This is a genomic window from Streptomyces sp. enrichment culture, assembly GCF_964273255.1.
Lineage (GTDB): Bacteria > Actinomycetota > Actinomycetes > Streptomycetales > Streptomycetaceae > Streptomyces.
This window is the reverse complement of record NZ_OZ186835.1, coordinates 1914372-1937613: the sequence shown is the minus strand read 5'-3', so window position 1 is coordinate 1937613 and position 23242 is coordinate 1914372. Positions and strand designations below refer to the sequence as shown.

Here is a 23242-nt window from a genome sequence, read left to right as displayed (position 1 = left end):
TGACATGACGTCCCCTCCCGCCGTTCACCCGTAGGCCCGCGGTGTGCCGGGCCCCCGCAGTCCCGCTGCGGACCCGGCCCGCGGACCTCCGAACCTCCAGACTTCGAGAAAGACACAGACTCATGGCGAACTACACCGCCGCCGACGTCAAGAAGCTCCGGGAGCTCACCGGCGCCGGCATGATGGACTGCAAGAAGGCGCTGGACGAGGCCGAGGGCGACGTCGACAAGGCCGTCGAGGCGCTCCGGATCAAGGGCCAGAAGGGCGTCGCCAAGCGCGAGGGCCGCTCCGCCGAGAACGGCGCCGTGGTCTCGATCATCGCCGACGACAACTCCTCCGGTGTCCTGGTCGAGCTGAAGTGCGAGACGGACTTCGTCGCCAAGGGCGAGAAGTTCCAGGCCGTGGCCACCGCCATCGCCGAGCACGTCGCCAAGACCTCCCCGGCCGACCTCGAGGCCCTGCTCGCCTCCGAGATCGAGGCCGGCAAGACCGTCCAGGCGTACGTGGACGAGGCCAACGCCAACCTCGGCGAGAAGATCGTCCTGGACCGCTTCGCGCAGTTCTCCGACGGTTACGTCACCGCGTACATGCACCGCACGATGCCCGACCTGCCCCCGCAGATCGGTGTCCTCGTCGAGCTGGACAAGCCGAACGCCGAGGTCGCCAAGGGCGTCGCCCAGCACATCGCCGCCTTCGCGCCGAAGTACCTCTCCAAGGAGGACGTGCCGGCCGAGGTCGTCGAGTCCGAGCGCCGCGTCGCCGAGGAGACCACCCGCGCCGAGGGCAAGCCCGAGGCCGCCCTGCCGAAGATCGTCGAGGGTCGCCTCAACGGCTTCTTCAAGGACGCCACGCTGCTCGGCCAGCCCTACGCGCTCGACAACAAGAAGTCCGTCCAGAAGGTCCTGGACGAGGCCGGTGTCACCCTGAAGCGCTTCACGCGCATCAAGGTCGGCATCTGAGTCCGTACCGCGACGGGCGGCCGGCCCCGATAGGGTCGGCAGCAGTCGTCCGGACATGCCGTCACGCACGCGCGCGTGCCGGGCGACAGCAGATCTGACGAGGAGGCCATTGCCGCATGGGATGCGAACCACGCCCCACCGGCAATGGCCTTCTTCGTATGTGCAACGAAAGAGGCGGGATCCCCGATGACCACCAAGGCTGAGAAGAGCGACGACGGCAAAGTACACGGCCGGTTCCTGCTGAAGCTGTCCGGAGAGGCCTTCTCCGGCGGCGGCGGCCTGGGCGTCGACCCCGACGTCGTGCACGCCATCGCGCGTGAGATCGCGGCCGTCGTCCGTGACGGCGCGCAGATCGCGATCGTCATCGGGGGCGGCAACTTCTTCCGCGGAGCCGAACTCCAGCTGCGCGGCATGGACCGGGCCCGCTCCGACTACATGGGCATGCTCGGCACGGTGATGAACTGCCTCGCCCTGCAGGACTTCCTGGAGAAGGAGGGCGTCGACTGCCGGGTGCAGACCGCCATCACCATGGGCCAGGTCGCCGAGCCCTACATCCCGCTGCGCGCCGTGCGCCACCTGGAGAAGGGCCGCGTCGTCATCTTCGGCGCCGGTATGGGCATGCCCTACTTCTCCACCGACACCACCGCCGCCCAGCGCGCCCTGGAGATCGACGCCGAGGCGCTGCTGATGGGCAAGAACGGTGTGGACGGGGTCTACGACTCCGACCCGAAGACCAACCCCGACGCGGTGAAGTTCGACCACCTCGGCTACGGCGAGGTCATCACGCGCGACCTGAAGGTCGCCGACGCCACGGCCGTGACGCTGTGCCGGGACAACAAGCTCCCGATCGTCGTCTTCGAGCTCCTGAAGGAGGGCAATATCGCCCGCGCCGTCAAGGGTGAGAAGATCGGCACGCTGGTCGGTGACCCGGTCAGCCAGGGCTGATCAGCCCGGCCGGGGGTGGACAACGACCCGCCGGTCGGGAACCGTGCAGAAGGAAGACACGACGCAGCCGGCCGCCGCCCCGACAGGCACCGCAGCCGGGCCTACTCAAGACACGCAGGAGCAAGTGGTGATCGAAGAGACCCTCCTCGAGGCCGAGGAGAAGATGGAGAAGGCCGTCGTGGTCGCCAAGGAGGACTTCGCCGCGATCCGCACCGGACGTGCGCACCCGGCGATGTTCAACAAGATCGTGGCCGACTACTACGGCGCGCTGACCCCGATCAACCAGCTGGCCTCGTTCTCCGTGCCCGAGCCGCGCATGGCCGTGGTGACGCCGTTCGACAAGACCGCGCTGCGCAACATCGAGCAGGCGATCCGCGACTCCGACCTGGGCGTCAACCCGAGCAACGACGGCAGCATCATCAGGGTGGTGTTCCCGGAGCTCACCGAGGAGCGCCGCCGCGAGTTCATCAAGGTCGCCAAGGCCAAGGGCGAGGACGCCAAGGTGTCCATCCGTGCCGTGCGCCGCAAGGCCAAGGACGCCATCGACAAGATGATCAAGGACGGCGAGGTCGGCGAGGACGAGGGCCGCCGTGCCGAGAAGGAGCTCGACGACACCACCGCGAAGTACGTCGCCCAGGTGGACGAGCTCCTGAAGCACAAGGAAGCGGAACTCCTCGAAGTCTGATGAACGACTCTTCCTGGAGGGCGTCGCCGCAGGCCGGGTACTGGGGGCCCTCCGACCAGGGGCCCGTCCAGGGGGCCGTCCCGGCGGGTCCCGCGTACGATGCGCATCCCGCGCAGCAGACTCGCCCCATGCCCATCGTGCCCGACGTGCCCGAACCCGGTGGAGACCAGGACCCGGACCAGGGGGCCGCTCGGCTGAGCGGTCCTTTGTTCCGGGACGAGACACCGCAGGCACGGCCCCACCCGGGGGAGGTGCCGCAGAATCCGGAGCCCATGCCCGACGCCCCGCAGCCGGCCCCCGCCCCGCAGAAGAAGAGCGCGGGCCGTGACCTGGGTGCCGCGATAGGGGTGGGCGTCGGACTCGGCGCGGTGATCGTCGCGTCCCTGTTCATCGTCAAGGCCGTCTTCGTCGGCGTGATCGCCGTCGCGGTCGTGGTGGGCGTCTGGGAGCTGACCAAGCGGCTCCAGGAGCGCAAGGACATCCGTGCGCCCTTCGTGCCCCTCGCGATCGGCGGCGCCGCGATGGTCGTCGCCGGGTACGCGCGGGGCGCCGAGGGCGCCTGGGCCGCCATGGCGCTCACCGCGCTCGCGGTCCTGGTCTGGCGGATGACCGAACCGCCACAGGGCTACCTCAAGGACGTCACGGCCGGCGTGTTCACCGCCTTCTACGTGCCGTTCCTGGCGACCTTCGTGGCGCTCATGCTGACCGCGGACGACGGTTCCTGGCGGGTGCTGACGTTCCTGGTGCTCACCGTCGTCAGCGACACCGGCGCCTACGCCGTCGGCTGGCGCTTCGGCACGCACAAGCTGGCCCCCCGCATCAGCCCCGGCAAGACCCGCGAGGGCCTGCTGGGCGCCATCGGCTTCGCGATGGTGGCCGGCGCGCTGTGCATGCAGTTCCTGATCGACGACGGCTCCTGGTGGCAGGGCCTGCTCCTCGGCCTCGCGGTCGCGGTCAGCGCCACGCTCGGCGACCTGGGCGAGTCCATGATCAAGCGCGACCTCGGCATCAAGGACATGGGCACCCTGCTCCCGGGCCACGGCGGCATCATGGACCGCCTGGACTCCCTGCTCCCGACCGCCCCGGTGGTCTGGCTGCTCCTGGTGCTCTTCGTCGGCTCGGCCTGACCCGGCACACCCTCCCGCCCGGCCCCCGCCCCGCTCACGGGACGGGGGCCGCGTCGTGGCCGGGCGGGCGGCGGTGCGCACGCCCCCGGCGCGTCCCTTCCTGTGCGGCGACGCCGTGGTCACACGTCCTCCGGCCTACCCGTCGCCGGGCGAGGGCACAGCGGCGGTGTCCCTGGTGTCGCGCAGGATCGCGACCAGCCCGCCCGTCATCGGAGCACACCACCGAGCGCCCACGGCCGGTATCGGGACGGGCGCGCGTATGCCGGTGCCCGCCAGTGCGGCCAGGAGCACCACCGGCAGGAGAAGGGCGTACGCGACCAGAAGCGTCGCAATCCTGCGCCGTGGACTCCAGCCCGCCGTGGGTGCGAAGACCCGCTGCCCGAGCGGCACGTCCGGCGTGCATCGGGGAACCGTCAGGACCTCCACTCCACGTAGGCCGCGAACGCGCGGCGGGGCATCCGGAGGGCAAGGCGGTCCTGCGTCTCGCGGGACAGACCGGCGAAGGAGCATCCCGCCGTCATCAGCCCCATGACGGTGACCACGAAGACCGCCAATACCGCATCGACACCGCCCTCCCTCGTGTATCCGCCGAGCAGCACCGTCCTGGCCCGTTCATGCTGCCCGGTCCGGCCGCCGGACCAGGAGATCCGCGCGTCCCGGTCGACGAGGCTCCCGTCATCGGAGACGAACACGCCGGAACACGACGTGTTCTTGCCGCCTCGGCCGCTCTCCTCCAGACGGCACTCATCGGCTGTGAAGACTCCCGGCGTCCCGGCCAGCCCGACCGTGGACGCACCCACTGTGCCGACCACCACCGTGCCGACGAAGAAGGCCAGTGCGGCACAGCACCACAGGAAGCGCCGAACGGGGCCGGGCCGGGTCCCCCGCGCAGCCGCTTTCCGCAGGGCCTGCCGCCGCGCGTCCGGGCTGTCCACGGCGGGTCGTTCGGCACGGGCAGGCAAGCGGCCTTCGTCGCCGTCACCCACCGCCCCCCTGCGCCGCCGCGCCCGAGCCGCCTTGCTCCTCGATCTCGCCACGCTTTCCCCACCAGCCGAGAAGAAGAGGAGCCCACCGTCCGCGGAGCCCCGTGCCTCGTGCCATGCTCGCATTCGCGACGCAGAGCCTCCATGGGCGCTTCTGCCCATGTCCAGGTCCTCGGAGACGCCGGACTGCGGGACGGTGAGCTTGAGGATCTCCACCTCGTCGGGCGTGGAGAACATGACCTCCACGACCATCAGGGTGGCACCGTCCTTGTCGAGGGCGATCTCACCGGTCCGACGATCCTTCACCTTGGGCTGAGGGGCCTTGGCGACCATCACGGTGGCGTTGGCGGTGTCCACGGGGATCTGACGCATCGTCTTGTCTCCAGTTGCTGTGAGGTGTTGACCGGCATCCCGTCGGTGAGATCAGGAGACCGTGAGAAGGAGTGGACGCATCACCGCCCGTATGGACGTTTGGGGACGTCTGAGCTACCGTCAAAACGTCCCTAGCCGTCCGAGTGAAGGGCACGTCATGGCGAACGAGCGGCTGCGCGCGGCGATTTCAGCGAAGGGCGAGACGATTCAGTCCGTTGCCGAGCACGTCGGAGTGGACCCCAAGAGCGTCGAGCGGTGGATCACCACCGGCCGCACTCCGCACCGCGGGCACCGCTGGAAGGCGGCGAGCTTCCTCGGCGTCGACGAGGTCTACCTCTGGCCGTCCGTGGAGAAGCAGGTGGAGAAGGCCAGCACGTCCGAGCTGATCACGTACTACCCGCACCGTGGCGCGGTGCCTGCCCCGCTCTGGTCATCCCTGATCGAGAAGGCGACGGACCAGGTCGACATCCTCGTGTACGCCGGACTGTTCCTCTTCGACAGCAACCCGGTCCTGCCCGACCAACTGGCTGAGAAGGCGAAGGCTGGCGCCCAGGTCCGCATCCTGCTCGGCGATCCCGACTCCGAAGCGGTCCGTCAGCGCGGCGAAGAGGAGGGCATCGGCGGCGACCTGGCCGCACGTGCCCGGATCACCCGGCGCTACCTCGAGCCCGCCATGTCGACGCCCGGCGTCGAAGTCCGGCTGCACGACACGATCCTCTACAACTCGATCTACCGGTTCGACGAGGACGTTCTTGTGAACCCGCACGTCCTCGGAGCTCCCGCCGGCCAGAACCCGGTGATGCACTTCCGGTACCTCCCCGGAGCGCGGACCTTCCGGCACTACATGCGGAGCTTCGACTATGCATGGGAGCGGGGCCGGGAGGCGTAACAGGCCCCGGACGTGCAACGCTGAACACATGGCCCGTGTCGACTACTTCAACGATCCCAACGCTCCGACGGCGAACAGCCTCGTCCCCTCCGTGACCGCCGTGGCCCGCAACGAGGTCGGAGAGGTCTTGTTGATCCACAAGACCGACAACGACCTCTGGGCTTTGCCCGGTGGCGGCGTCGACCTGGGCGAGTCGGCCCCGGACGCAGCCGTGCGCGAGACGAAGGAAGAGACCGGCTTCGACGTGGAGGTGACCGGCCTCGTCGGCATCTACACCAACCCCGGGCACGTCATGGCGTACGACGACGGCGAGGTCCGCCAGCAGTTCTCCATCTGCTTCCAGGCCCGCATCACCGGCGGCGAGCTGCGGACGAGCAGCGAGAGCAAGGAAGTGGCATTCGTCGACCCGAGCAAGCTGGACGAGCTGAACATTCACCCGTCGATGCGCATGCGGATCGAGCACGGCCTGGCCGACCGGACGGAGCCCTACATCGGCTGATGCGCCATGCGGTCGCGAGTCCGCTCGACAGCGCCCCGGAGATACGGCCGTGCCTTGCTGATCGCGTTGTGAACCTCGCTGCCGGGCTCGTAGCGGACCAGGATCTCGTCAATCCGGGTGTCGAAGTCGAAGGACTGCCCGGCGGGGCCGGTCGTCATATCAGCGAAGATCAGTGCGTCCAGGACGGGGGAGTCTTCCCGCTCGTAGACGGCCAGCTCTGCCGAGAGCCCGCGTTGCTCCGCTTCGTACACGGCTCCGGAGTGGTGAGCGACCAGCCGCACCAGGCGCGCCGGCGCACCCAGCGATTCGAGGTGCCGAGCACCGTCGAGGGGATGGAAACCGGTGTCACGCAGCTCGGGTGCGTAGCCGATGTCATGCAGCCATGCGGCAGCGACGAGGAGATCCCGGTCAGCCTCGGACACAGCCGCGGAAGCCTCGCGAGCCCGAGCGGCCACGGCCTGAGTGTGCAGCCAGCGGTTCCCGAGCGGAGGGAGCAGGGATTCGGCGAGTTCGGCCGCTCCCTGGGGCGTGTCCAGTGCAGAAGGCATGGATGGAACGTTAGCCGAGGCGAGCAGAGGGCCGACAGGCCACGATCGGGGCGGTTGCCGATCATGGGTGCGGTAAGACTTTCCCTACGTTCATCAAGCCCGCGCACGGCGCGGGTGCGCGCCGCCTGTACGGCGGGGCCGCCGCCCTGTCTTCGCCAGCGGCGGCCCCGCCCGGCGGCGCGCTAGCGGCAGCGGGCATGAAGTGGGATGACACCCTCTGTGGCTGGGGCGGTCGGCTCCACGGCTTTAGACGTCGTTTCTGATGGTGTGATCGCTCGTTGAGCCGCACATGACGGATCTGATCGAGCGGCTGGTGCCGGACGAGTTGTGGACGCTGTTCCGGCGGGTGGTCCCGCCGACGGAGGTCATACGCCCTCAGGGCGGCGGCCGCCGACGAGCTGGGGACCGCGAATGTTTGGCGGCGATCATCTTCGTGGCCACGTCGGGCTGCACTTGGCGGCAGTTGCCGCCGGTGTTCGGACCAGCCTGGCCCACCGTCTACCGGCGCTTCGCCCAGTGGAGCCGAGAGCGGGTGTGGGCCAGGCTGCACCGGGTGCTCCTCGACGAACTCGGCGCTCGGGGCGAGCTGGACTGGTCGCGATGCGCCATCGACTCCGTCAGCGTCCGGGCGGCAAAAGGGGGCCACTCACCGGACCGAATCCGACCGACCGTGGCAAGCCGGGATCGAAAATCCACCTGATCACCGACCGCAACGGACTGCCCCTGTCGCTGGGCATCTCCGGCGCCAACACGCACGACAGCCTCGGCCTGCAGCCGCTCGTGCGCGGAATCCCGCCCATCCGCTCCCGCCGCGGCCCGCGCCGCCGACGCCCGGCCAAGTTCCACGCCGACAAGGGCTACGACTACGACCACCTGCGGAAATGGCTTCGCGAGCGTCGCATCCGCCACCGCATCGCCCGCAAAGGCATCGAGTCCTCCACGCGGCTGGGCCGACACCGCTGGGTCGTCGAGAGAACGGTCTCCTGGCTGGCCGGGTGCCGAAGGCTGCACCGCCGCTACGAGCGAAAGGCCGAGCACTTCCTGGCCTTCGTCGGCATCGCCGCAGCCCTCATCAGCTACCGCCGACTCACCAACTGAAACGACGTCTTAGGCAGCCACTTTGGGGCGAGCCTCTAAGATCATGGCCCCAACGTCGTGCTTTAACGGGCAGGTCCACAGACTGCCCGACGCGCCGGAAGCTTACGGGGCCATGATCACTCGCCCCAAAGCAGCTCCAGCCCAAAGCCGCTCCACCGACCTTGAGCTGGACGCTGACGCCACGTCTCACTTAAGGGAATTTTTCATCGCGGAATGTTCCACGCATGCACCAGCGCATTATGAAGGATCAGCTTCCCTTTGAGGTAAACATCGGTATCCTCTCGTCGATGATAGAACTGCAAGTAGTTCTCCGCGCCTCCCCGAACGTTCCCCAGGGCGCCAGCAAAGAATAGCCATGTGAGAATTTTTTCAGAACTTTTGCGGCTTTCGACGCTCGAATCTCCGAAGCACTCGGTTGTGAATTCCGCAAGAGTAAATGTGCTTTTATGGAGGTGCCGGAGAGTGACCATTCCTTCTCGAACTAGATCATAGTCGTCACCTTCACGCCCTACGAGCTCATTGTTGATCGCGTCGACGAAGTATTTCGAAGAATATTGCAGCACTCCCTCTCTGATGATCTCTTGAGTGACCTTCCCATCGCGAGTCATTCTCAGGTTTCCAGCAGCAGCGACTCTACGAATATGCTCGAAAAGTCGGAGAATATCGCGAGGAGTATGCCGTGTTAGGTTGAGCAGGTATTTGTGAATATTCATCCACTCAGGAGCTCCTCCACCCCGACCACCAAGTTGCACGTCACTCGGGAAGTAAGCTCCTACGATATCCGCTGGAGCAGCGTCGACCAATGCCCCTGCTTTCTCATTGACCAACTTGAAAAGAGGCGCTTGGCGCGGCTGCCCGGAGAGGATCCTCCAGTCCAGATCGGCGCCGAAGTCTTCCCGCATCTTGCCTGCATCCGCCAATGTAAGTCGCGAGAAAAGGTCGTTTCTGACAAGTAGCACCACTAGCGCACTCGACTGTGAAGCGCGCAAGGTCTGATTGATCGAGTAAACAGCCTGCACCATGGCCGAAACGGATGTGAAGTACTGCGGGTCATTCAAGTAGATGGAGTCAATACCATCCAGAATCAAAGTATATTTGTTTGGCCCTCGACTCTCGGCGACCCACTTTTCCACGAAGGGTACGATGTTTGCCAAGTGGACGGAACTCGTCTTCTCCCTAGCGAAAACTTCCCCCAATTTCGGAATCGGAACCTTGTAAGTGCTTTTTGTGGTTTCCAGCACCGCCTTAATCGGAGTTGGATCCATGAATCCCTGCTTTCTTAGCTCCTTTTCCACTCGCTGAACTTCGGCAATCTGGTGTAGCGGGCTCGACTGATCCTTGAGGGCGAGATCTAGCAAGGCGCAGAGGATGATGAGTTTCCATGCTGTTACGGTCCGCCCCACGCCTGCACTATCACCGGTCTTCATGCGCTCCACGTCAGCGATAGGCAGTTCGCCGATGTCGCGGGCACTAATGAGCTCGGTTTCCGGGGAGGCCGTGAGATCCATGTACCACGCCACCGCGGACTTCCCTGCACCTTTAGGACCCAGCACGAGGAATTTTCTACGGTTCCTCAGGTCATCTACAACACCTTGCGGATCCACAAAGCTTTTGATAAAGGCTTCGGGGTTATCTCGCGCCTCATTTTTACTGTCCGCCATGCCGAAATAAAGTTCGGTGAACTTGGGTGACTGCGTCATGGTCAAACCCTCCGGTTGTGGCGCACTATCGCGGCGATTCAGCTGTCAAGAAGAAGCATGTCAGAGAGCTAGGTCCTGCGGGCGCCGTCTGGTGCAAACCCTCTACGAAGGAGACGGTCCTGAGCCCCCACAGCTTCAGCCAGCAGCCAGCGGAGTCACGTGCAAGCGCCCTCCCGGGCCGTCCTAGGAGTTGTCTTCAAATGTCACGTCCACATCAGCAGCGATGCGAGGGTGACGGCTGCTTGGTAGGACTCGGCGGTCTTGTCGTAGCGGGTCGCGATACCGCGCCACTGCTTCAGGCGGTTGAAGCACCGTTCCACCACGTTGCGCCGCTTGTAGAGCTGCTTGTCGAAGACTGGCGGGCGCCCTCCTCGGCTGCCACGCCGGAGCCGGTTGCGGACCTGGTCGGATCGCTCGGGGATGGTGTGGCTGATGCCCCGGCGTCGCAGCCAGGTCCGGATGGCCCTGGAGCTGTAGCCCTTGTCGCCGAGTACGTGGGCGGGCCGCACGCGGGGCCGTCCCGGTCCGATGCGGGGCACCCGGATCTCCTCCATCACGGCCGTGAACTGGGTGCAGTCGTTGGTGTTCCCACCCGTGACCGTGAAGGCGAGCGGGCGGCCAAAGGCGTCGCAGGCCAGGTGAATCTTGCTGGTCAGGCCACCCCGGGAGCGTCCGAGGCCGGGGCTGCGGAGCCCCCTTTTCGGGCTCCGGCGGCGTGCTGGTGGGCCCGCACGACCGTGGAGTCGACCGACACCAGCCAGTCGATGTCCCCGGCCGCATCCGCCCGTGCCTGGGCGGCACGGAGCATCCGCTCGAAGGTGCCGTCCAGGGCCCAGCGGCGGAAGCGGGTGTGCAGCGTGTGCCACGGACCGTACCGCTCGGGCACATCCCGCCAAGCGGTGCCGGTCCGGAACTTCCACACGATCCCGTTGAGCACGGTGCGGTCGTCCAACCGCTTCCGCCCCCGCAAGGACTCGGGCAGCAGCGGCCGGACGAAGTCCCACTCAGCATCGGACAGTTCATGGCGACGTATCACCCCACCATGATCCACTACTCAAGATCATTTGAAGACGCGACCTAGGGCCGTGGAAGGGCGCTCAACAATGACCAACGTCGACAGCTACCGACAGCTCAGCGGCAGGTCAGAACGTTGATCGATAAGGGGGCCGCAGGTCACGACCGCGCGTGATCAGTTGTGGCTGATCTGAGCACAGAGCGCTTGCCGCCGTGCCCTGGCCAGATCGCCACCTTGTGCGCCCTTCGTGTACGTGTCACACAGTTCGGAGGCTGCATCTGGGGGAGGGAGCACTACATGGCGGTGTTGGGTGGCTATCCGGCGGAGCCATCGGCCTGGGCCGTCGAGCGGTTTGGGCGGCATGCCGGCGCGGTGGCCGCTGCGGTTCCGGTGCAGCTGGCCGAGGCGCACGCGAAGGCTCATGCCGCGCACCTCGCTGCGGGGCTGAAGAAACGGAGTCCGTACGGTGTCGCCCTGGCGGGCCTGGTGCGCGAGCACCTGGCGGAGACGGCTCGTGAGCTGGGGGAAGCCGTACGAGACGTGCGCGGATACGAGTACGCCGTGATCAACGATCACGCACTCTTCCCCTTCCGCTACGCCGACAGGCCCAGGCCACTGGACCGGGCCCGGCTGCCCGCCAATGCGTCGCCCACGCGGCAACGGCTGTTCCGGGCGCACGGGCCGCAGTCTCCGGAGGGGCTGTTCGAGGTCGACGACGACCTGGTGACCGAGGAATACCTGGGGCTGCACGAAGCCTTCGAGGAGCTGGGAGCTTCCACCAGGCTCGTCTGCGTGTTTTTCACGGCCGACGCCGAGAACGGCATCCACGCCATTCACTGGGGCGACGCCCGTCTAGAGCCCGACCGCACCTTCACATGGCCGTACAAGGAACAGCTCCCGGTCGCTCCAGCGCAGATGGAATGACGAGCCGCGGGCGCCGGCACCTGCGCATCTACGGCGACGGCTAACCGAGTCCTGGGCCGTCCCTGGGCCGTCCGAGGCCGACCAACGCTGACAGACGGCACCCACGGGTGACCACCCCCACCCCACTCTGGCCTGGGCTCCCGCAGTCGATCTGCGACACTGGTACAGCCATGCCTAAGCCCGGAGAACTCACCTTCACAGCGCCGCGCGGAGCCAAGAAGCCGCCGCGGCACCTTGCCGACCTCACGCCCGCCGAGCGCAAGGAGGCGGTCGTCGCGGCCGGTGAGAAGCCGTTCCGGGCGAAGCAGCTGTCGCAGCACTACTTCGCGCGGTACGCGCACGACCCGGAGCAGTGGACGGACATCCCGGCCGGGTCGCGGGGGCGGTTGCAGGAGGCGCTGCTGCCGGAGCTGATGTCGGTGGTGCGGCACCTGTCGACCGACGAGGGGGCCACCCGCAAGACGCTGTGGAAGCTGTTCGACGGGACGCTCGTCGAGTCCGTGCTGATGCGGTACCCGGACCGGGTGACCATGTGCATCAGCTCGCAGGCGGGCTGCGGCATGAACTGCCCGTTCTGTGCGACGGGGCAGGCCGGGCTGGACCGGAACCTGTCCACGGCGGAGATCGTGCACCAGATCGTGGACGGCATGCGGGCGCTGCGGGACGGGGAGGTCCCCGGCGGGCCGGCGCGGCTGTCGAACATCGTGTTCATGGGCATGGGTGAGCCGCTCGCGAACTACAACCGGGTGGTCGGCGCGATCCGCCGGCTGACCGACCCCGAGCCGGACGGACTGGGGCTGTCGCAGCGCGGGATCACGGTGTCGACCGTCGGGCTGGTCCCGGCGATCCACCGGTTCTCCGACGAGGGGTTCAAGTGCCGGCTGGCGATCTCCCTGCACGCCCCCGACGACGAACTGCGCGACACCCTGGTCCCCGTCAACACGCGGTGGAAGGTGCGGGAGGTGCTGGACGCCGGGTTCGAGTACGCGGCCCGGTCCGGGCGGCGGCTGTCGATCGAGTACGCGCTGATCAGGGACATCAATGATCAGGCGTGGCGGGGTGACCGGCTCGGGCGGATGCTCAAGGGGCGGCCTGTGCACGTCAACCTGATCCCGCTGAACCCGACGCCCGGGTCGAAGTGGACCGCCTCGCGGCCGGAGGACGAGAAGGCGTTCGTCGAGGCCATCGCCGCGCACGGAGTGCCGGTGACCATCCGGGACACCCGTGGTCAGGAGATCGACGGGGCCTGTGGCCAGCTCGCCGCGAGCGAGAGGTAGCCTGGCCCGCAGGACAGTAGGACACGTGCGGGGTCCGGGAGGACACCTGCATGGATCGCCGTGGCCGGGCACCCGGCCCGTCACGGCAGTCACATCTTCATATTCCGACAGGGGAGCGCCACAGCGCTGAGAGTGCGGCACCGGCCGCAGACCCTCCGAACCTCGCCCAGGTCATTCTGGGTAGGGAGATCGGTCACCACTCGAGCTGTTGCGCCCTGCCCGGGCCCCTCACCGGTCCCGGGCAGGGCCGCGTCTCTTCCTGGTCGCCTCCAGGAGGAATGTCAGTGAGCATCACCCACAAGGTCACACAGCGGGCCACCGTCCTGGCCCTCGGGCTCGGACTGGTCACGCTGTCCGCCTGCTCGTCCGGCGGTGACGGCGACGGCGGGGCGTCCGGGTCCGGCGGGTCGAAGACCGTGACCCTCGTCAGCCACAACTCGTGGGCCGCGTCCAAGGACGTGATCGCCGCCTTCGAGAAGGAGTCCGGCTACAAGGTCAAGGTCCTCAAGGACGGCGACGCCGGCTCCGCGGTCAACAAGGCCATCCTGACCAAGGACAACCCGCAGGGCGACGTCTTCTTCGGCGTCGACAACACCTTGCTCTCCCGGGCCCTCGACAACGAGCTGTTCCAGCCCTACGAGGCGAAGGACGCCGACCTCGTCCTGCCGGAGTTCCGCGCCGACGAGGACCGGCACCGGGTCACGCCGATCGACAGCGGTGACGTCTGCGTCAACTACGACAAGGCCTGGTTCGAGAAGGAGGGCATCGACCCGCCGCAGACCCTCGACGACCTCGTCGAGCCGGAGTACAAGGACCTCCTCGTCGTGGAGAACGCCTCCACCTCCTCGCCCGGCCTGGGCTTCCTGCTCGGCACCGCCGCGAAGTACGGCGACGACGGGTGGGAGGGGTACTGGAAGAAGCTCAAGGCCAACGGCGTCAAGGTGGTCGACGGCTGGGAGCAGGCCTACAACGAGGAGTTCTCCGGCTCCGCCGGCGGCAAGGAGGCCAAGGCGGACCGTCCGCTCGTGGTGTCCTACGCCTCCTCCCCGCCCGCCGAGGTCATCTACGCGGACCCGAAGCCGGACACCGCCCCCACCGGCGTCGCCGAGGGCACCTGCTTCCGCCAGGTCGAGTACGCGGGGCTGCTGAGCAACGCCGCCAACCCCGAGGGCGGCAAGGCGCTGCTCGACTTCCTGATCAGCAAGCAGTTCCAGGAGGACATGCCGCTCAACATGTTCGTCCACCCCGTGCGCGAGGACGCCGAGGTGCCCGAGGAGTTCGCGAAGTTCGGTCCGCGGGCCGAGGACCCGCAGACCATGGAACCGGCGAAGATCGCCGAGAACCGTGACCAGTGGGTCAAGTCGTGGACCTCGCTCGTACTGAAGTGAAGCGACCCGCGGCGAGGTGGCGCGGAAGTGCGGCGCGGCTCGGCCTGATGGCCCTGCCCGTCGCCTTCTTCGCCGTCTTCTTCGCCTACCCCGTCGCCGCGATCGTCGCGCGCGGACTGAACATCGACGGGGCGTGGCAGTTCGGGCGGATCGGCGAGGTCCTGACGCAGCCCGACGTCCGCCAGGTGCTGTGGTTCACCACCTGGCAGGCCCTCGCCTCCACCGCCCTCACCCTGCTGATCGCGCTGCCGGGCGCCTACGTCTTCGCCCGCTTCGACTTCCCCGGCAAGCAGGTGCTGCGGGCCGTGGTCACCGTCCCGTTCGTCCTCCCCACGGTCGTCGTCGGCTCCGCCTTCCTGGCGGTCGTCGGACGCGGCGGGCTGACGGACGACCTGTGGGGAGTGCGCCTGGACACCACCGTCTGGGCGATCCTGCTCGCCCACATCTTCTTCAACTACGCGGTCGTCGTACGGACCGTGGGCGGCCTGTGGTCCCAGCTCGACCCGCGGCAGGAGGAGGCCGCGCGGATGCTCGGCGCCTCCAGGTTCGCGGCCTGGCGGACCGTCACCCTGCCCGCACTCGCGCCGGCCGTGTCCGCCGCCGCCCTGATGGTCTTCCTGTTCACCTTCACCTCCTTCGGCGTCGTCCAGATCCTCGGCGGACCCGCCTTCTCCACCCTCGAAGTGGAGATCTACCGCCAGACCGCCGAGATCTTCGACCTGTCCACGGCCGCGGTGCTGACGATGATCCAGTTCGCCGCCGTCGGCGCGATCCTCGCCCTGCACGCCTGGACCGTGCGGCGGCGCGAGGCCGCGCTGCGCCTGGTCGACGCCGCCACGACCGCCCGCAGGCCGCGCGGCGCCGGGCAGTGGGCGCTGCTCGGCACGGTCGTCGCCACGGCGGCCGTGCTGCTGGTCCTGCCGCTCGCGGTGCTGGTCGAACGCTCCCTGGGCGCGGCCGGGCTCGGCTACTACCGGGCGCTGACCCGCGACGATGGGGGAGTGTTCCTGGTGGCGCCCATCGAGGCGGTGGGCAACTCGCTGCGCTACGCCGTCGCCGCCACGGTGATCGCCGTGGTGATCGGCGGCCTCGCCTCCGTGGCGCTGACCCGGCGCGACGCCGGCCGCTGGGTGCGCGGGTTCGACGCGCTGCTGATGCTGCCGCTCGGGGTGTCGGCGGTGACGGTCGGCTTCGGGTTCCTGATTGCGCTCGACGAACCGCCGCTGGACCTCAGGGCGTCCTGGATCCTGGTGCCGCTCGCGCAGGCCCTGGTCGGCGTCCCCTTCGTCGTGCGGACCATGCTGCCGGTGCTGCGCGCCGTGGACTCCCGGCTGCGGGAGGCGGCGGCGGTGCTCGGCGCGTCGCCGTGGCGGGCCTGGCGGGAGGTGGACCTGCCGATGGTGCGGCGGGCCCTGCTGATCGCGGCCGGGTTCGCGTTCGCCGTGTCACTGGGCGAGTTCGGCGCGACGGTGTTCATCGCGCGGCCGGACAACCCGACCCTGCCGGTCGCCGTGGCCCGGCTGCTCGGGCGGCCCGGGGACCTCAACTACGGCCAGGCGATGGCCCTGTCGACGATTCTGATGATCGTGTGCGCGGTGGCGCTGCTCCTGCTGGAGCGCCTGCGGACCGACCGGACCGGGGAGTTCTAGATGCTGCTGAGCCTCACCGGCGCCACCGTCCGCTTCGGCGGCCGGGCGGTGCTGGACGCGGTCGGCCTGGAGGTCGCCGAGCGGGAGATCGTGTGTGTGCTCGGTCCCAGCGGCAGCGGCAAGTCGACGCTGCTGCGCGCGGTGGCCGGGCTGCAGCCGCTCGACGCGGGCCGCGTCCTGCTGGACGGCCGCGACCAGGCGGGCGTCCCCGCCCACCGGCGCGGTGTCGGGCTGATGTTCCAGGACCACCAGCTGTTCCCGCAGCGGGACGTGGGCGGCAATGTGGCCTTCGGCCTGCGGATGCACGGCGCCTCGCGCGCCGAACAGCAGGAGCGGGTACGGGAGTTGCTGGACCTGGTGGGGCTGCCCGGGGCGGCCCGCCGGGCGGTGGCCGGACTGTCCGGCGGCGAGCAGCAGCGGGTCGCGCTGGCGCGCGCCCTGGCGCCGCGGCCCCGGCTGCTGATGCTCGACGAACCGCTGGGCCAGCTCGACCGGTCGCTGCGGGAGCGGCTGGTCGTCGAACTGCGGGAGCTGTTCGGCCGGTTGGGCACCACGGTGCTCGCCGTGACGCACGACCAGGGGGAGGCGTTCGCCCTGGCCGACCGGGTCGTGGTGATGCGCGACGGGCGGATCGCCCAGTCGGGCACGCCGCTCGAGGTGTGGCAACGGCCGGCCGACGCCTTCGTGGCGCGCTTCCTGGGCTTCGAGAACGTCACCGGGGCGACGGTCGACTCCGGCGTCGCCCTCACGCCGTGGGGCAAGGTCCCGGTCCCGGAGGACACTCCGCAGGGCGCCCGGACGCTGCTCGTCCGGCCCGGCGGGGTCCGGCTGGTCCCGGCCGACGCGGGCCTGCGGTGCCGGGTCGCCGCGCGCACCTTCCGGGGCACGCATGTCGCGGTCCGGCTGCAGCCCGAGAACGCCCCCGTGCTGGAGGCCGCCTGCCCGCTGCGCGCGGCGCCGGAGACCGGCGCGGAGGTGGGGGTGGAGTTCGACGCGGCGGAGGTCGTCGTGCTGGACCGACAGTGAGGACGTCGTGGCCTCTCCGCCGGGTCCGACTCTCGGGCTGACCGACGACGGCCGGCTGTCTTGCAGCCGATTCGTCGGGCCGTCCCTGAAAGGGCGTCGCAACGGGCGGTGGCCCGCCCCCTCAGGGACGGGCCACCGCACGGCACGCGGAGCCGAGGGCCGTCAGCTGTCGTCGGTCTTCGCTCCACGGCGGCGCATGCCGAGGAAGACCGCGCCTCCGCCGACGGCGACCAGGGCGGCGGCGATGCCCGCGATGAGGCCGGTGTTGGAGTCGGCGCCGGTCGCGGCGAGGTGGGCTTCGCCGACGGCGGGGGACAGGGCGTTGCCCCCGGGGGCCTCCGCCGGGATGCCCTCGCTCGGCTCTGTCGTCGGCGCGCCGCTCTCCCCGGCCGGGGTCGAGGCGGAGTCCGAGGGCGTCGGCTCGGGTGAGGGAGACGTGGGGTCCTGCTGCTTCGCGCACGCCGTGGCCGGGGTGGTGAGGTTCGGCGTGATGTCCGCGTCCACGTAGCCGTCGGCGGTGACGTGGACGCGGTACTCGGCGTTCGGCTCCCAGTCCTCCTCGAAGGTGAGGGTGACGCCCTTGCTGGAGCCCCGGACCACCTGTTCGCCGACCTTCTTCACGTCGGCGCCGTTGTTCTCCAGGAACACGCTGACGGTGGCGGCGACGCCGCCCGGGTCGACGTCGGTGACGGTGATGACGCCCTTGTCGCCGACGCACTTGGCCTCGGCCGAGAAGTCGTCGATGTCGCAGGCGGCGGCGTTGCCGGCGAGGCCGAGTACGAGGGCTGCCGCGGCGGAGGCGACACCGAGGGAGCGAGCCGTACGGGTCGCGGTACGGCGGGAAACGGACGAAACAGTCACGTTTGTCCTTTACGGAGGAGCGCAAATGCGGGGGGTGGAGGGAGTGGTGACGAAACCTCAGCACTCCCGGGAGGCTCCCAGGTCTATAAGCGTCCCATAAGGATGTCAACGCATATGCCACCCGCGGGACTTGCCTTTGCCCATTTATTAACCGCCGATACGTTTCAGCGCCCCCGTACCCGCACAGGGGCGGGTCGACGGGGGCGCTGGACGCGGGTCGGACCGGGGCGGACGACGAGTGGCTCAGCCCTCCGCCGCCGCCGGGTCCATCCACACGATCTCCCAGGTGTGGCCGTCCAGGTCGTCGAAGGCGCGGCCGTACATGAAGCCCTGGTCCTGGGTCTCCCCGGTCACCGATCCGCCCGCGGCCACGGCCCGGTCCACCAGCTCGTCCACCTTCTCGCGGGTCTCGGAGCTGAGCGCCAGCAGGACCTCGCTGGTGCGGGTCGCGTCGGCGATCTCCTTCTTGGTGAACTCCGCGTAGCGCTGCCGGGTGTGCAGCATCGCGACGATGGTGTCGCCGATGACGACCGACGCGGTGTTCTCGTCGCTGAACTGGTCGTTGAGGGTGTAGCCCAGCTCCGTGTAGAACTTCTTCGAGGCGTCGAGGTCGTTCACGGCCAGGTTCACGAAGATCATCTGCTGGTACATGGTCGGTCGCTCCCGTTCGGTTCCGTGGTGTTCGGTGGGGTAGACCCGGGGACGGAGCGGAACTCATCGGCCTCCGGGGAACTTCTTCCGAGAGGTTTCTCCGTCCGGGCCGAGGGGCCGGACGGGCTGCCCGGTGCGGCGGGGGTCCGAGCGGCGGGAGTCCGAGCGGCGGGGGTGCGGGCGGCGGGTGTTCGGCCAGCGGGACACCACCGCGGGACACCGCACCGTGGGACACCCCACCGCGGGACACCGCACCACAGGGTCGTCAGGCCGACCGGCCGGCGGGCCCCGGATCACCCACCGCACGACCGGGCAGCCCGGCAGGCACAGCAGCCCGGCAGGCCCGGCAGCAGGTTCGTCGGGCCGCGAGGCTCAGCGCGTGAGCGGCAGCGCGGACACCTGCGCCACGGCCAGGGTCAGGGGACCGAACAGGGCGAGGAGCGCTCCGGCCCGCACGGCCGCGGCCTTGCGCAGCGTCGCCGGGGGCGCGCCGAGCAGCAGCAGGGCGGCCGTGGTGTCGGCGCGGGCCTGCCGGGCCTCGACGGCCGCCGTCAGCAGGGTCGCGACCGTGCAGCCGGTGACCAGGGCCGCCCCCAGCACCGTGAGCGGGCCGATGGCCCCGGCCTCCGGGTAGCGCAGGGCCGCCATGGCGTAAGTGGCCGCCGTGACCGCGCAGACCACGCCGATCGGACGGCCGATGCGGGTGGACTCCGCCATCAGGACCCGTCCGGCCAGCAGCCGCAGGGCGCCGGGGCGTGCCGTCTGCAGGAGCCGTCCGCACAGGTGGGTGAGGCCGGGTCCGGCCAGGGCGAGCCCGATCGCGGCGAGCACCAGGCCCACCAGGGCGCCGGGCCGGTCACCGGGCGTGCCGCCGGAGTCCGACGGGCTGGTGAGGGCCTCCACGGCCAGCCCCATGGCCAGCACCGCGATGCCCCACGGCAGCCCCGACGGCGCGGCGAGCGGGGTGGCCGGCGGGACGCTCGCGGCGGTCGTCCCGGCGGTCCCGGCCTCCACGGTGGCGGCGTCGCCCGCCACGCCGCCGGCCGCGGCCCGCTGTGCCTGACCCCGTAGCGGTTCCGTGCCGTCCGGCGCCGTCCCGTCCGGGGCCTGTGCCGTGCCGGCCGGCTGGGGGAGGCGGCCGGCCGTCACCAGGTGCTTGCCGAAGCGGCCGTACGCCCCGAAGGTCTCGCGCTGCGCGGTGCGCGCGTACGCCCCGAACCGTCCGAAGCCGCGGGCGGCCGTCGCCGGAGCCGCTTCCTCGCGCGGGCGCAGGGCCATCGCGACCGTGGCCGACGCGGTCAGCGGCACCAGGGCCAGCAGCGTGAGGGTGGCCGGGACCGGCAGGGGCTGCCCGGCGGCCAGGAAGTCGCTGCCGTCGCCGTCGACGGGGACGCCGGTGAGGTCGCCGCGCAGGTGCAGGAAGACCAGCAGCGCCACCAGCGAGCCGGCCGTGCAGGACAGGACGGTGGTGGCGGCCGAGACGAGCATCAGACGGGCCGGACCGAGCCCGACCGCCGACAGGCCCGGACGGGGCCGGGTGCCCGGGTCGGTCCGGGCCACCGCGATCGCGAGGTACACCGTGGCCGCGAGCGGGGCGGCGCACCAGGCGAGGCGCAGTGCCGAGGCGGGGGGTTCGGCGGTGTGGCCCAGCGCGTGGCCGAGCGCGCACAGGAGCAGGAAGCCGGTGCCCGCCGAGGCCGCCGCGACCAGCAGGCGGCGCAGGTGGACGGCGGGATGGGCGCCGCGGGTCAGACGGAGAGCGAGCACGCGGCCCGGCCTTCCGCCTCGGTGGTGCCGGAGACCGGCGGCAGGTGCACGGTCCGCACGCGCCGCCCGTCGAGCAGCGACACCGTGCGGTCCGCGAGGGCCGCGGTGTCCGGGTCGGAGGTCGCCAGGACCACGGTGATGCCGTGCGAGCGGGCCGCCGTGGTCAGGGTGCGCAGCACGTGCCGTCGGTCGGCGCGGTGCAGCGGCGCGGTCGGTTCGTCGGCGAACAGCACGGTGGGGGCCGGGGCGAGGGCCCGGGCGATGCAGACCCGCTGCCGCTCGGCGTGCACCAGTTCCGCGGGGTTCCGACGGGACTTGTCGCCGACGTCGAGGCGCTCCAGCCATTCGAGGGCGGCGGTCTTGGCGCGGCGCCGGCCGACGCCGCGCAGCATCAGGGGCAGCGCCGCGTTCTCCCACACGTTCAGCTCGGGGACCAGGACCGGGGCGGGGTCGATCCAGCCGAAGCGCTCGCGGCGCAGCCGCTCGCGGGCCACCGGGCCGAGGGTGTGCACGGGGCCGCTGTTGAACCAGACCTCTCCGCTGTGCACGGGCACCAGGCCGGACAGGCAGCGCAGCAGGGTCGTCTTGCCGCTTCCGCGCGGCCCGCCGACGGCGAGGATCTCGCCCTCCCGGACGCCGAGCGAGACCCCGCTCAGCCCGGGGGAGCCGTCGTTGTGCCGGTAGTGCAGGGCGCGCGCCCAGAGCACGTCGTTGTCCGGTGGGGCCACCATGGCGTACACCTCGGTTCGGATCGGAAATGCCGTGCGCGGTTCGGGAAATCCCCCGTGCGGGGGAACGAAACGCAGGGCCGATCGGTCACTGGCACGCTAGGCAGGCGACGCGGGGAGGCCGGACAGCACGCGGCCCCGGGCCTCCGTTTCTCACTCGAACGGGTGGCTCCGGGGCCGGTGTTGATCATCCAAAGGGAAGATCACAACCTCGGACGGCCCACGGTCCGTGACCGCGGGCTCCGGCCTACAGCTTCGTCCACGCCTCCGTGAGCGTCGCGCGCAGGATCTGCTCGATCTCGTCGAACGTCTCCTGGTTCGAGATCAGCGGCGGGGCGAGCTGGACGACGGGGTCGCCGCGGTCGTCGGCACGGCAGTACAGGCCGTTCTCGAACAGCTTCTTGGAGAGGAAGCCGTACAGGACGCGCTCGGTCTCCTCGGCGTCGAAGGACTCCTTGGTGGCCTTGTCCTTGACCAGTTCGATGCCGTAGAAGAAGCCGTTGCCGCGGACGTCGCCGACGATCGGCAGGTCCAGCAGCTTCTCCAGGGTGGCGCGGAAGGCGCCCTCGTTGTCCAGCACGTGCTGGTTCAGGCCCTCGCGCTCGAACAGGTCGAGGTTGGCCAGGCCGACCGCGGCCGAGACGGGGTGGCCGCCGAAGGTGTAGCCGTGCAGGAAGGTGTTGTCGCCCGAGTAGAACGGCTCGGCCAGCCGGTCGGAGATGACGCAGGCGCCGATGGGGGAGTAGCCCGAGGTCATGCCCTTGGCGCAGGTGATCATGTCCGGGACGTAGCCGAACTTGTCGCAGGCGAAGGTGGTGCCGAGGCGGCCGAAGGCGCAGATGACCTCGTCCGACACGAGCAGTACGTCGTACTGGTCGCAGATCTCGCGGACCCGCTGGAAGTAGCCGGGCGGGGGCGGGAAGCAGCCGCCCGCGTTCTGCACCGGCTCCAGGAAGACCGCGGCGACCGTGTCCGGGCCCTCGAAGAGGATCTGCTGCTCGATCTGGTCGGCGGCCCAGCGGCCGAAGGCCTCCGGGTCGTCGCCGTGGATCGGCGCGCGGTAGAGGTTGGTGTTGGGCACCTTGTGCGCGCCCGGCACCAGCGGCTCGAACGGGGCCTTCAGGGCGGGCAGTCCGGTGATGGACAGGGCGCCCTGCGGGGTGCCGTGGTAGGCCACCGCGCGGGAGATGACCTTGTACTTGGTCGGCTTGCCGGTGAGCTTGAAGTACTGCTTGGCCAGCTTCCAGGCGGTCTCAACCGCCTCGCCGCCACCGGTGGTGAAGAAGACCTTGTTCAGGTCGCCCGGCGCCTCGTGGGCGAGCCGCTCCGCCAGTTCCACGGCCTTGGGGTGGGCGTAGGACCAGATCGGGAAGAAGGCCAGTTCCTGCGCCTGCTTCAGGGCCGTCTCGGCGAGTTCGGTGCGGCCGTGTCCGGCCTGGACGACGAACAGGCCGGCGAGACCGTCGAGGTACCGCTTGCCCTGGTCGTCGTAGATGTGGGTGCCCTCACCGCGGACGATGGTGGGGACGGAGGCGTTCTCGTACGAGGACATGCGGGTGAAGTGCATCCACAGGTGGTCGTACGCGGACCGGCTGAGGTCCTTGGGGCTGTCGCTGCTCACGATTATCGGGTTCCCCACATGTAGGTCTGCTTCTTGAGCTTGAGGTAGACGAAGCTCTCGGTGGAGCGCACGCCGGGCACGGCCCGGATGCGTTTGTTGATGACCTCCAGGAGGTGGTCGTCGTCCTCGCAGACGATCTCGACCATGAGGTCGAACGAGCCCGCGGTCATCACCACGTACTCGCACTCGGACATCGCGGCCAGCGCGTCGGCGGCGGCGTCCACGTCGCCCTCGACGTTGACACCCACCATCGCCTGGCGGCGGAAGCCCACGGTGAGCGGGTCCGTGACGGCGACGATCTGCATCACGCCCTGGTCGAGCAGCTTCTGCACCCGCTGGCGCACCGCCGCCTCCGACAGGCCCACGGCCTTGCCGATGGCCGCGTACGGCCGGCGGCCGTCCTCCTGCAGCTGCTCGATGATGGCGAGGGAGACGGCGTCGAGCTGCGGGCCGCCGCCGTTCTTGGACTCCTTGGAGTCCCTCGGTTCTGCGCTTCGACTGGCCACGGGGTCACTGTGCACGACGTCTCG

General features: G+C 69.6%; 20 protein-coding genes and 2 pseudogenes. 12 read left to right on the top strand and 10 right to left on the bottom strand.

Annotated elements, in window-relative coordinates; all coding sequences use genetic code 11:
• Positions 1-122 precede the first annotated feature (122 nt).
• The 4 genes from tsf (at position 123) to ACSU53_RS08140 (ending at position 3716) form a co-directional block, all read left to right on the top strand.
• Positions 123-959, top strand: coding sequence for a translation elongation factor Ts (gene tsf, locus ACSU53_RS08155; RefSeq protein ID WP_437025998.1), 837 nt, complete (start codon positions 123-125; stop codon positions 957-959).
• 186 nt (positions 960-1145) lie between these two features.
• A complete protein-coding gene (gene pyrH / locus ACSU53_RS08150; RefSeq protein ID WP_362092331.1) occupies positions 1146-1904 on the top strand; it encodes a UMP kinase in 759 nt (252 codons plus the stop codon).
• Positions 1905-2031: 127 nt separating this feature from the next.
• Positions 2032-2589 (top strand): ribosome recycling factor, encoded by a 558-nt coding sequence (gene frr, locus ACSU53_RS08145; RefSeq protein WP_362092334.1) that lies wholly within the window; start codon positions 2032-2034, stop codon positions 2587-2589.
• Positions 2589-3716: a phosphatidate cytidylyltransferase gene (locus ACSU53_RS08140; RefSeq protein ID WP_437025996.1), complete on the top strand. Its 1128-nt coding sequence runs from the start codon at positions 2589-2591 to the stop codon at positions 3714-3716. Before frr ends, ACSU53_RS08140 begins: the two co-directional genes overlap by 1 nt.
• A 1139-nt stretch (positions 3717-4855) precedes the next feature.
• On the opposite strand, the pseudogene ACSU53_RS08135 reads toward ACSU53_RS08140, so the two are convergent.
• A pseudogene (locus ACSU53_RS08135) lies at positions 4856-5071 on the bottom strand (SCO3933 family regulatory protein); the annotation flags it as partial.
• Between the two features lie 157 nt (positions 5072-5228).
• Here ACSU53_RS08135 and ACSU53_RS08130 point away from each other — a divergent pair.
• Together ACSU53_RS08130 and ACSU53_RS08125 are read left to right on the top strand one after the other, a co-directional pair.
• A complete protein-coding gene (locus ACSU53_RS08130; RefSeq protein WP_437025994.1) occupies positions 5229-5960 on the top strand; it encodes an XRE family transcriptional regulator in 732 nt (243 codons plus the stop codon).
• 28 nt (positions 5961-5988) lie between these two features.
• Positions 5989-6459 carry an NUDIX hydrolase gene (locus ACSU53_RS08125; protein WP_437025992.1) on the top strand — a complete coding sequence of 157 codons (471 nt, stop codon included), beginning with the start codon at positions 5989-5991 and terminating at the stop codon, positions 6457-6459.
• Here the strand turns inward: ACSU53_RS08125 and ACSU53_RS08120 are convergent.
• Entirely contained in the window at positions 6447-7007 is a 561-nt protein-coding gene (locus tag ACSU53_RS08120; RefSeq protein ID WP_048572337.1) for an HDIG domain-containing metalloprotein, read from the bottom strand. The two genes, ACSU53_RS08125 and ACSU53_RS08120, sit on opposite strands and share 13 nt — an antisense overlap.
• A 289-nt stretch (positions 7008-7296) precedes the next feature.
• Here ACSU53_RS08120 and ACSU53_RS08115 point away from each other — a divergent pair.
• A protein-coding gene (locus ACSU53_RS08115) for an IS5 family transposase (RefSeq protein ID WP_437025989.1) occupies positions 7297-8105 on the top strand; the annotation gives its coding sequence in 2 pieces (ribosomal slippage) (positions 7297-7644 and positions 7647-8105; 807 coding nt in all).
• A gap of 203 nt (positions 8106-8308) precedes the next feature.
• Here the strand turns inward: ACSU53_RS08115 and ACSU53_RS08110 are convergent.
• A complete protein-coding gene (locus ACSU53_RS08110) occupies positions 8309-9805 on the bottom strand; it encodes a P-loop ATPase, Sll1717 family (protein ID WP_158698229.1) in 1497 nt (498 codons plus the stop codon).
• A 203-nt stretch (positions 9806-10008) separates the two neighbouring features.
• A pseudogene (locus tag ACSU53_RS08105) lies at positions 10009-10838 on the bottom strand (IS5 family transposase).
• A gap of 279 nt (positions 10839-11117) precedes the next feature.
• Between ACSU53_RS08105 and ACSU53_RS08100 the strand changes: the two are divergent.
• The 5 genes from ACSU53_RS08100 (at position 11118) to ACSU53_RS08080 (ending at position 17084) form a co-directional block, all read left to right on the top strand.
• Positions 11118-11744, top strand: a complete 627-nt coding sequence (locus ACSU53_RS08100) for a hypothetical protein (protein ID WP_037641855.1) — start codon at positions 11118-11120, stop codon at positions 11742-11744.
• A 170-nt stretch (positions 11745-11914) separates the two neighbouring features.
• Positions 11915-13021: a 23S rRNA (adenine(2503)-C(2))-methyltransferase RlmN gene (gene rlmN, locus ACSU53_RS08095; RefSeq protein WP_437025987.1), complete on the top strand. Its 1107-nt coding sequence runs from the start codon at positions 11915-11917 to the stop codon at positions 13019-13021.
• A 278-nt stretch (positions 13022-13299) separates the two neighbouring features.
• Positions 13300-14409 carry a thiamine ABC transporter substrate-binding protein gene (locus ACSU53_RS08090; RefSeq protein WP_437025985.1) on the top strand — a complete coding sequence of 370 codons (1110 nt, stop codon included), beginning with the start codon at positions 13300-13302 and terminating at the stop codon, positions 14407-14409.
• Positions 14410-14456: 47 nt separating this feature from the next.
• Positions 14457-16058, top strand: a complete 1602-nt coding sequence (locus ACSU53_RS08085) for an ABC transporter permease (protein ID WP_437025983.1) — start codon at positions 14457-14459, stop codon at positions 16056-16058.
• The gene (locus tag ACSU53_RS08080) at positions 16059-17084 is read left to right on the top strand and encodes an ABC transporter ATP-binding protein (RefSeq protein ID WP_437025981.1); all 1026 of its coding nucleotides are present in this window, start codon (positions 16059-16061) and stop codon (positions 17082-17084) included. It abuts the gene before it with no gap.
• Between the two features lie 162 nt (positions 17085-17246).
• Here the strand turns inward: ACSU53_RS08080 and ACSU53_RS08075 are convergent, their stop codons facing one another.
• From ACSU53_RS08075 to ACSU53_RS08050, 6 genes are all read right to left on the bottom strand, one after another.
• Positions 17247-17945: an LAETG motif-containing sortase-dependent surface protein gene (locus ACSU53_RS08075; RefSeq protein WP_437025979.1), complete on the bottom strand. Its 699-nt coding sequence runs from the start codon at positions 17943-17945 to the stop codon at positions 17247-17249.
• A 243-nt stretch (positions 17946-18188) separates the two neighbouring features.
• The gene (locus tag ACSU53_RS08070) at positions 18189-18596 is read right to left on the bottom strand and encodes a VOC family protein (RefSeq protein ID WP_437025977.1); all 408 of its coding nucleotides are present in this window, start codon (positions 18594-18596) and stop codon (positions 18189-18191) included.
• A gap of 372 nt (positions 18597-18968) precedes the next feature.
• On the bottom strand, positions 18969-20363 hold the full coding sequence (locus tag ACSU53_RS08065; protein ID WP_437025976.1) for a hypothetical protein: 1395 nt from the start codon (positions 20361-20363) through the stop codon (positions 18969-18971).
• On the bottom strand, positions 20345-21094 hold the full coding sequence (locus ACSU53_RS08060; RefSeq protein WP_437025974.1) for an ABC transporter ATP-binding protein: 750 nt from the start codon (positions 21092-21094) through the stop codon (positions 20345-20347). The genes ACSU53_RS08065 and ACSU53_RS08060 overlap by 19 nt, the downstream gene beginning before the upstream one ends.
• Before the next feature lie 244 nt (positions 21095-21338).
• Entirely contained in the window at positions 21339-22712 is a 1374-nt protein-coding gene (locus ACSU53_RS08055; RefSeq protein WP_437025972.1) for an aspartate aminotransferase family protein, read from the bottom strand.
• A 2-nt stretch (positions 22713-22714) separates the two neighbouring features.
• Positions 22715-23233 (bottom strand): Lrp/AsnC family transcriptional regulator, encoded by a 519-nt coding sequence (locus ACSU53_RS08050; protein ID WP_437025970.1) that lies wholly within the window; start codon positions 23231-23233, stop codon positions 22715-22717.
• Positions 23234-23242: the final 9 nt, after the last annotated feature.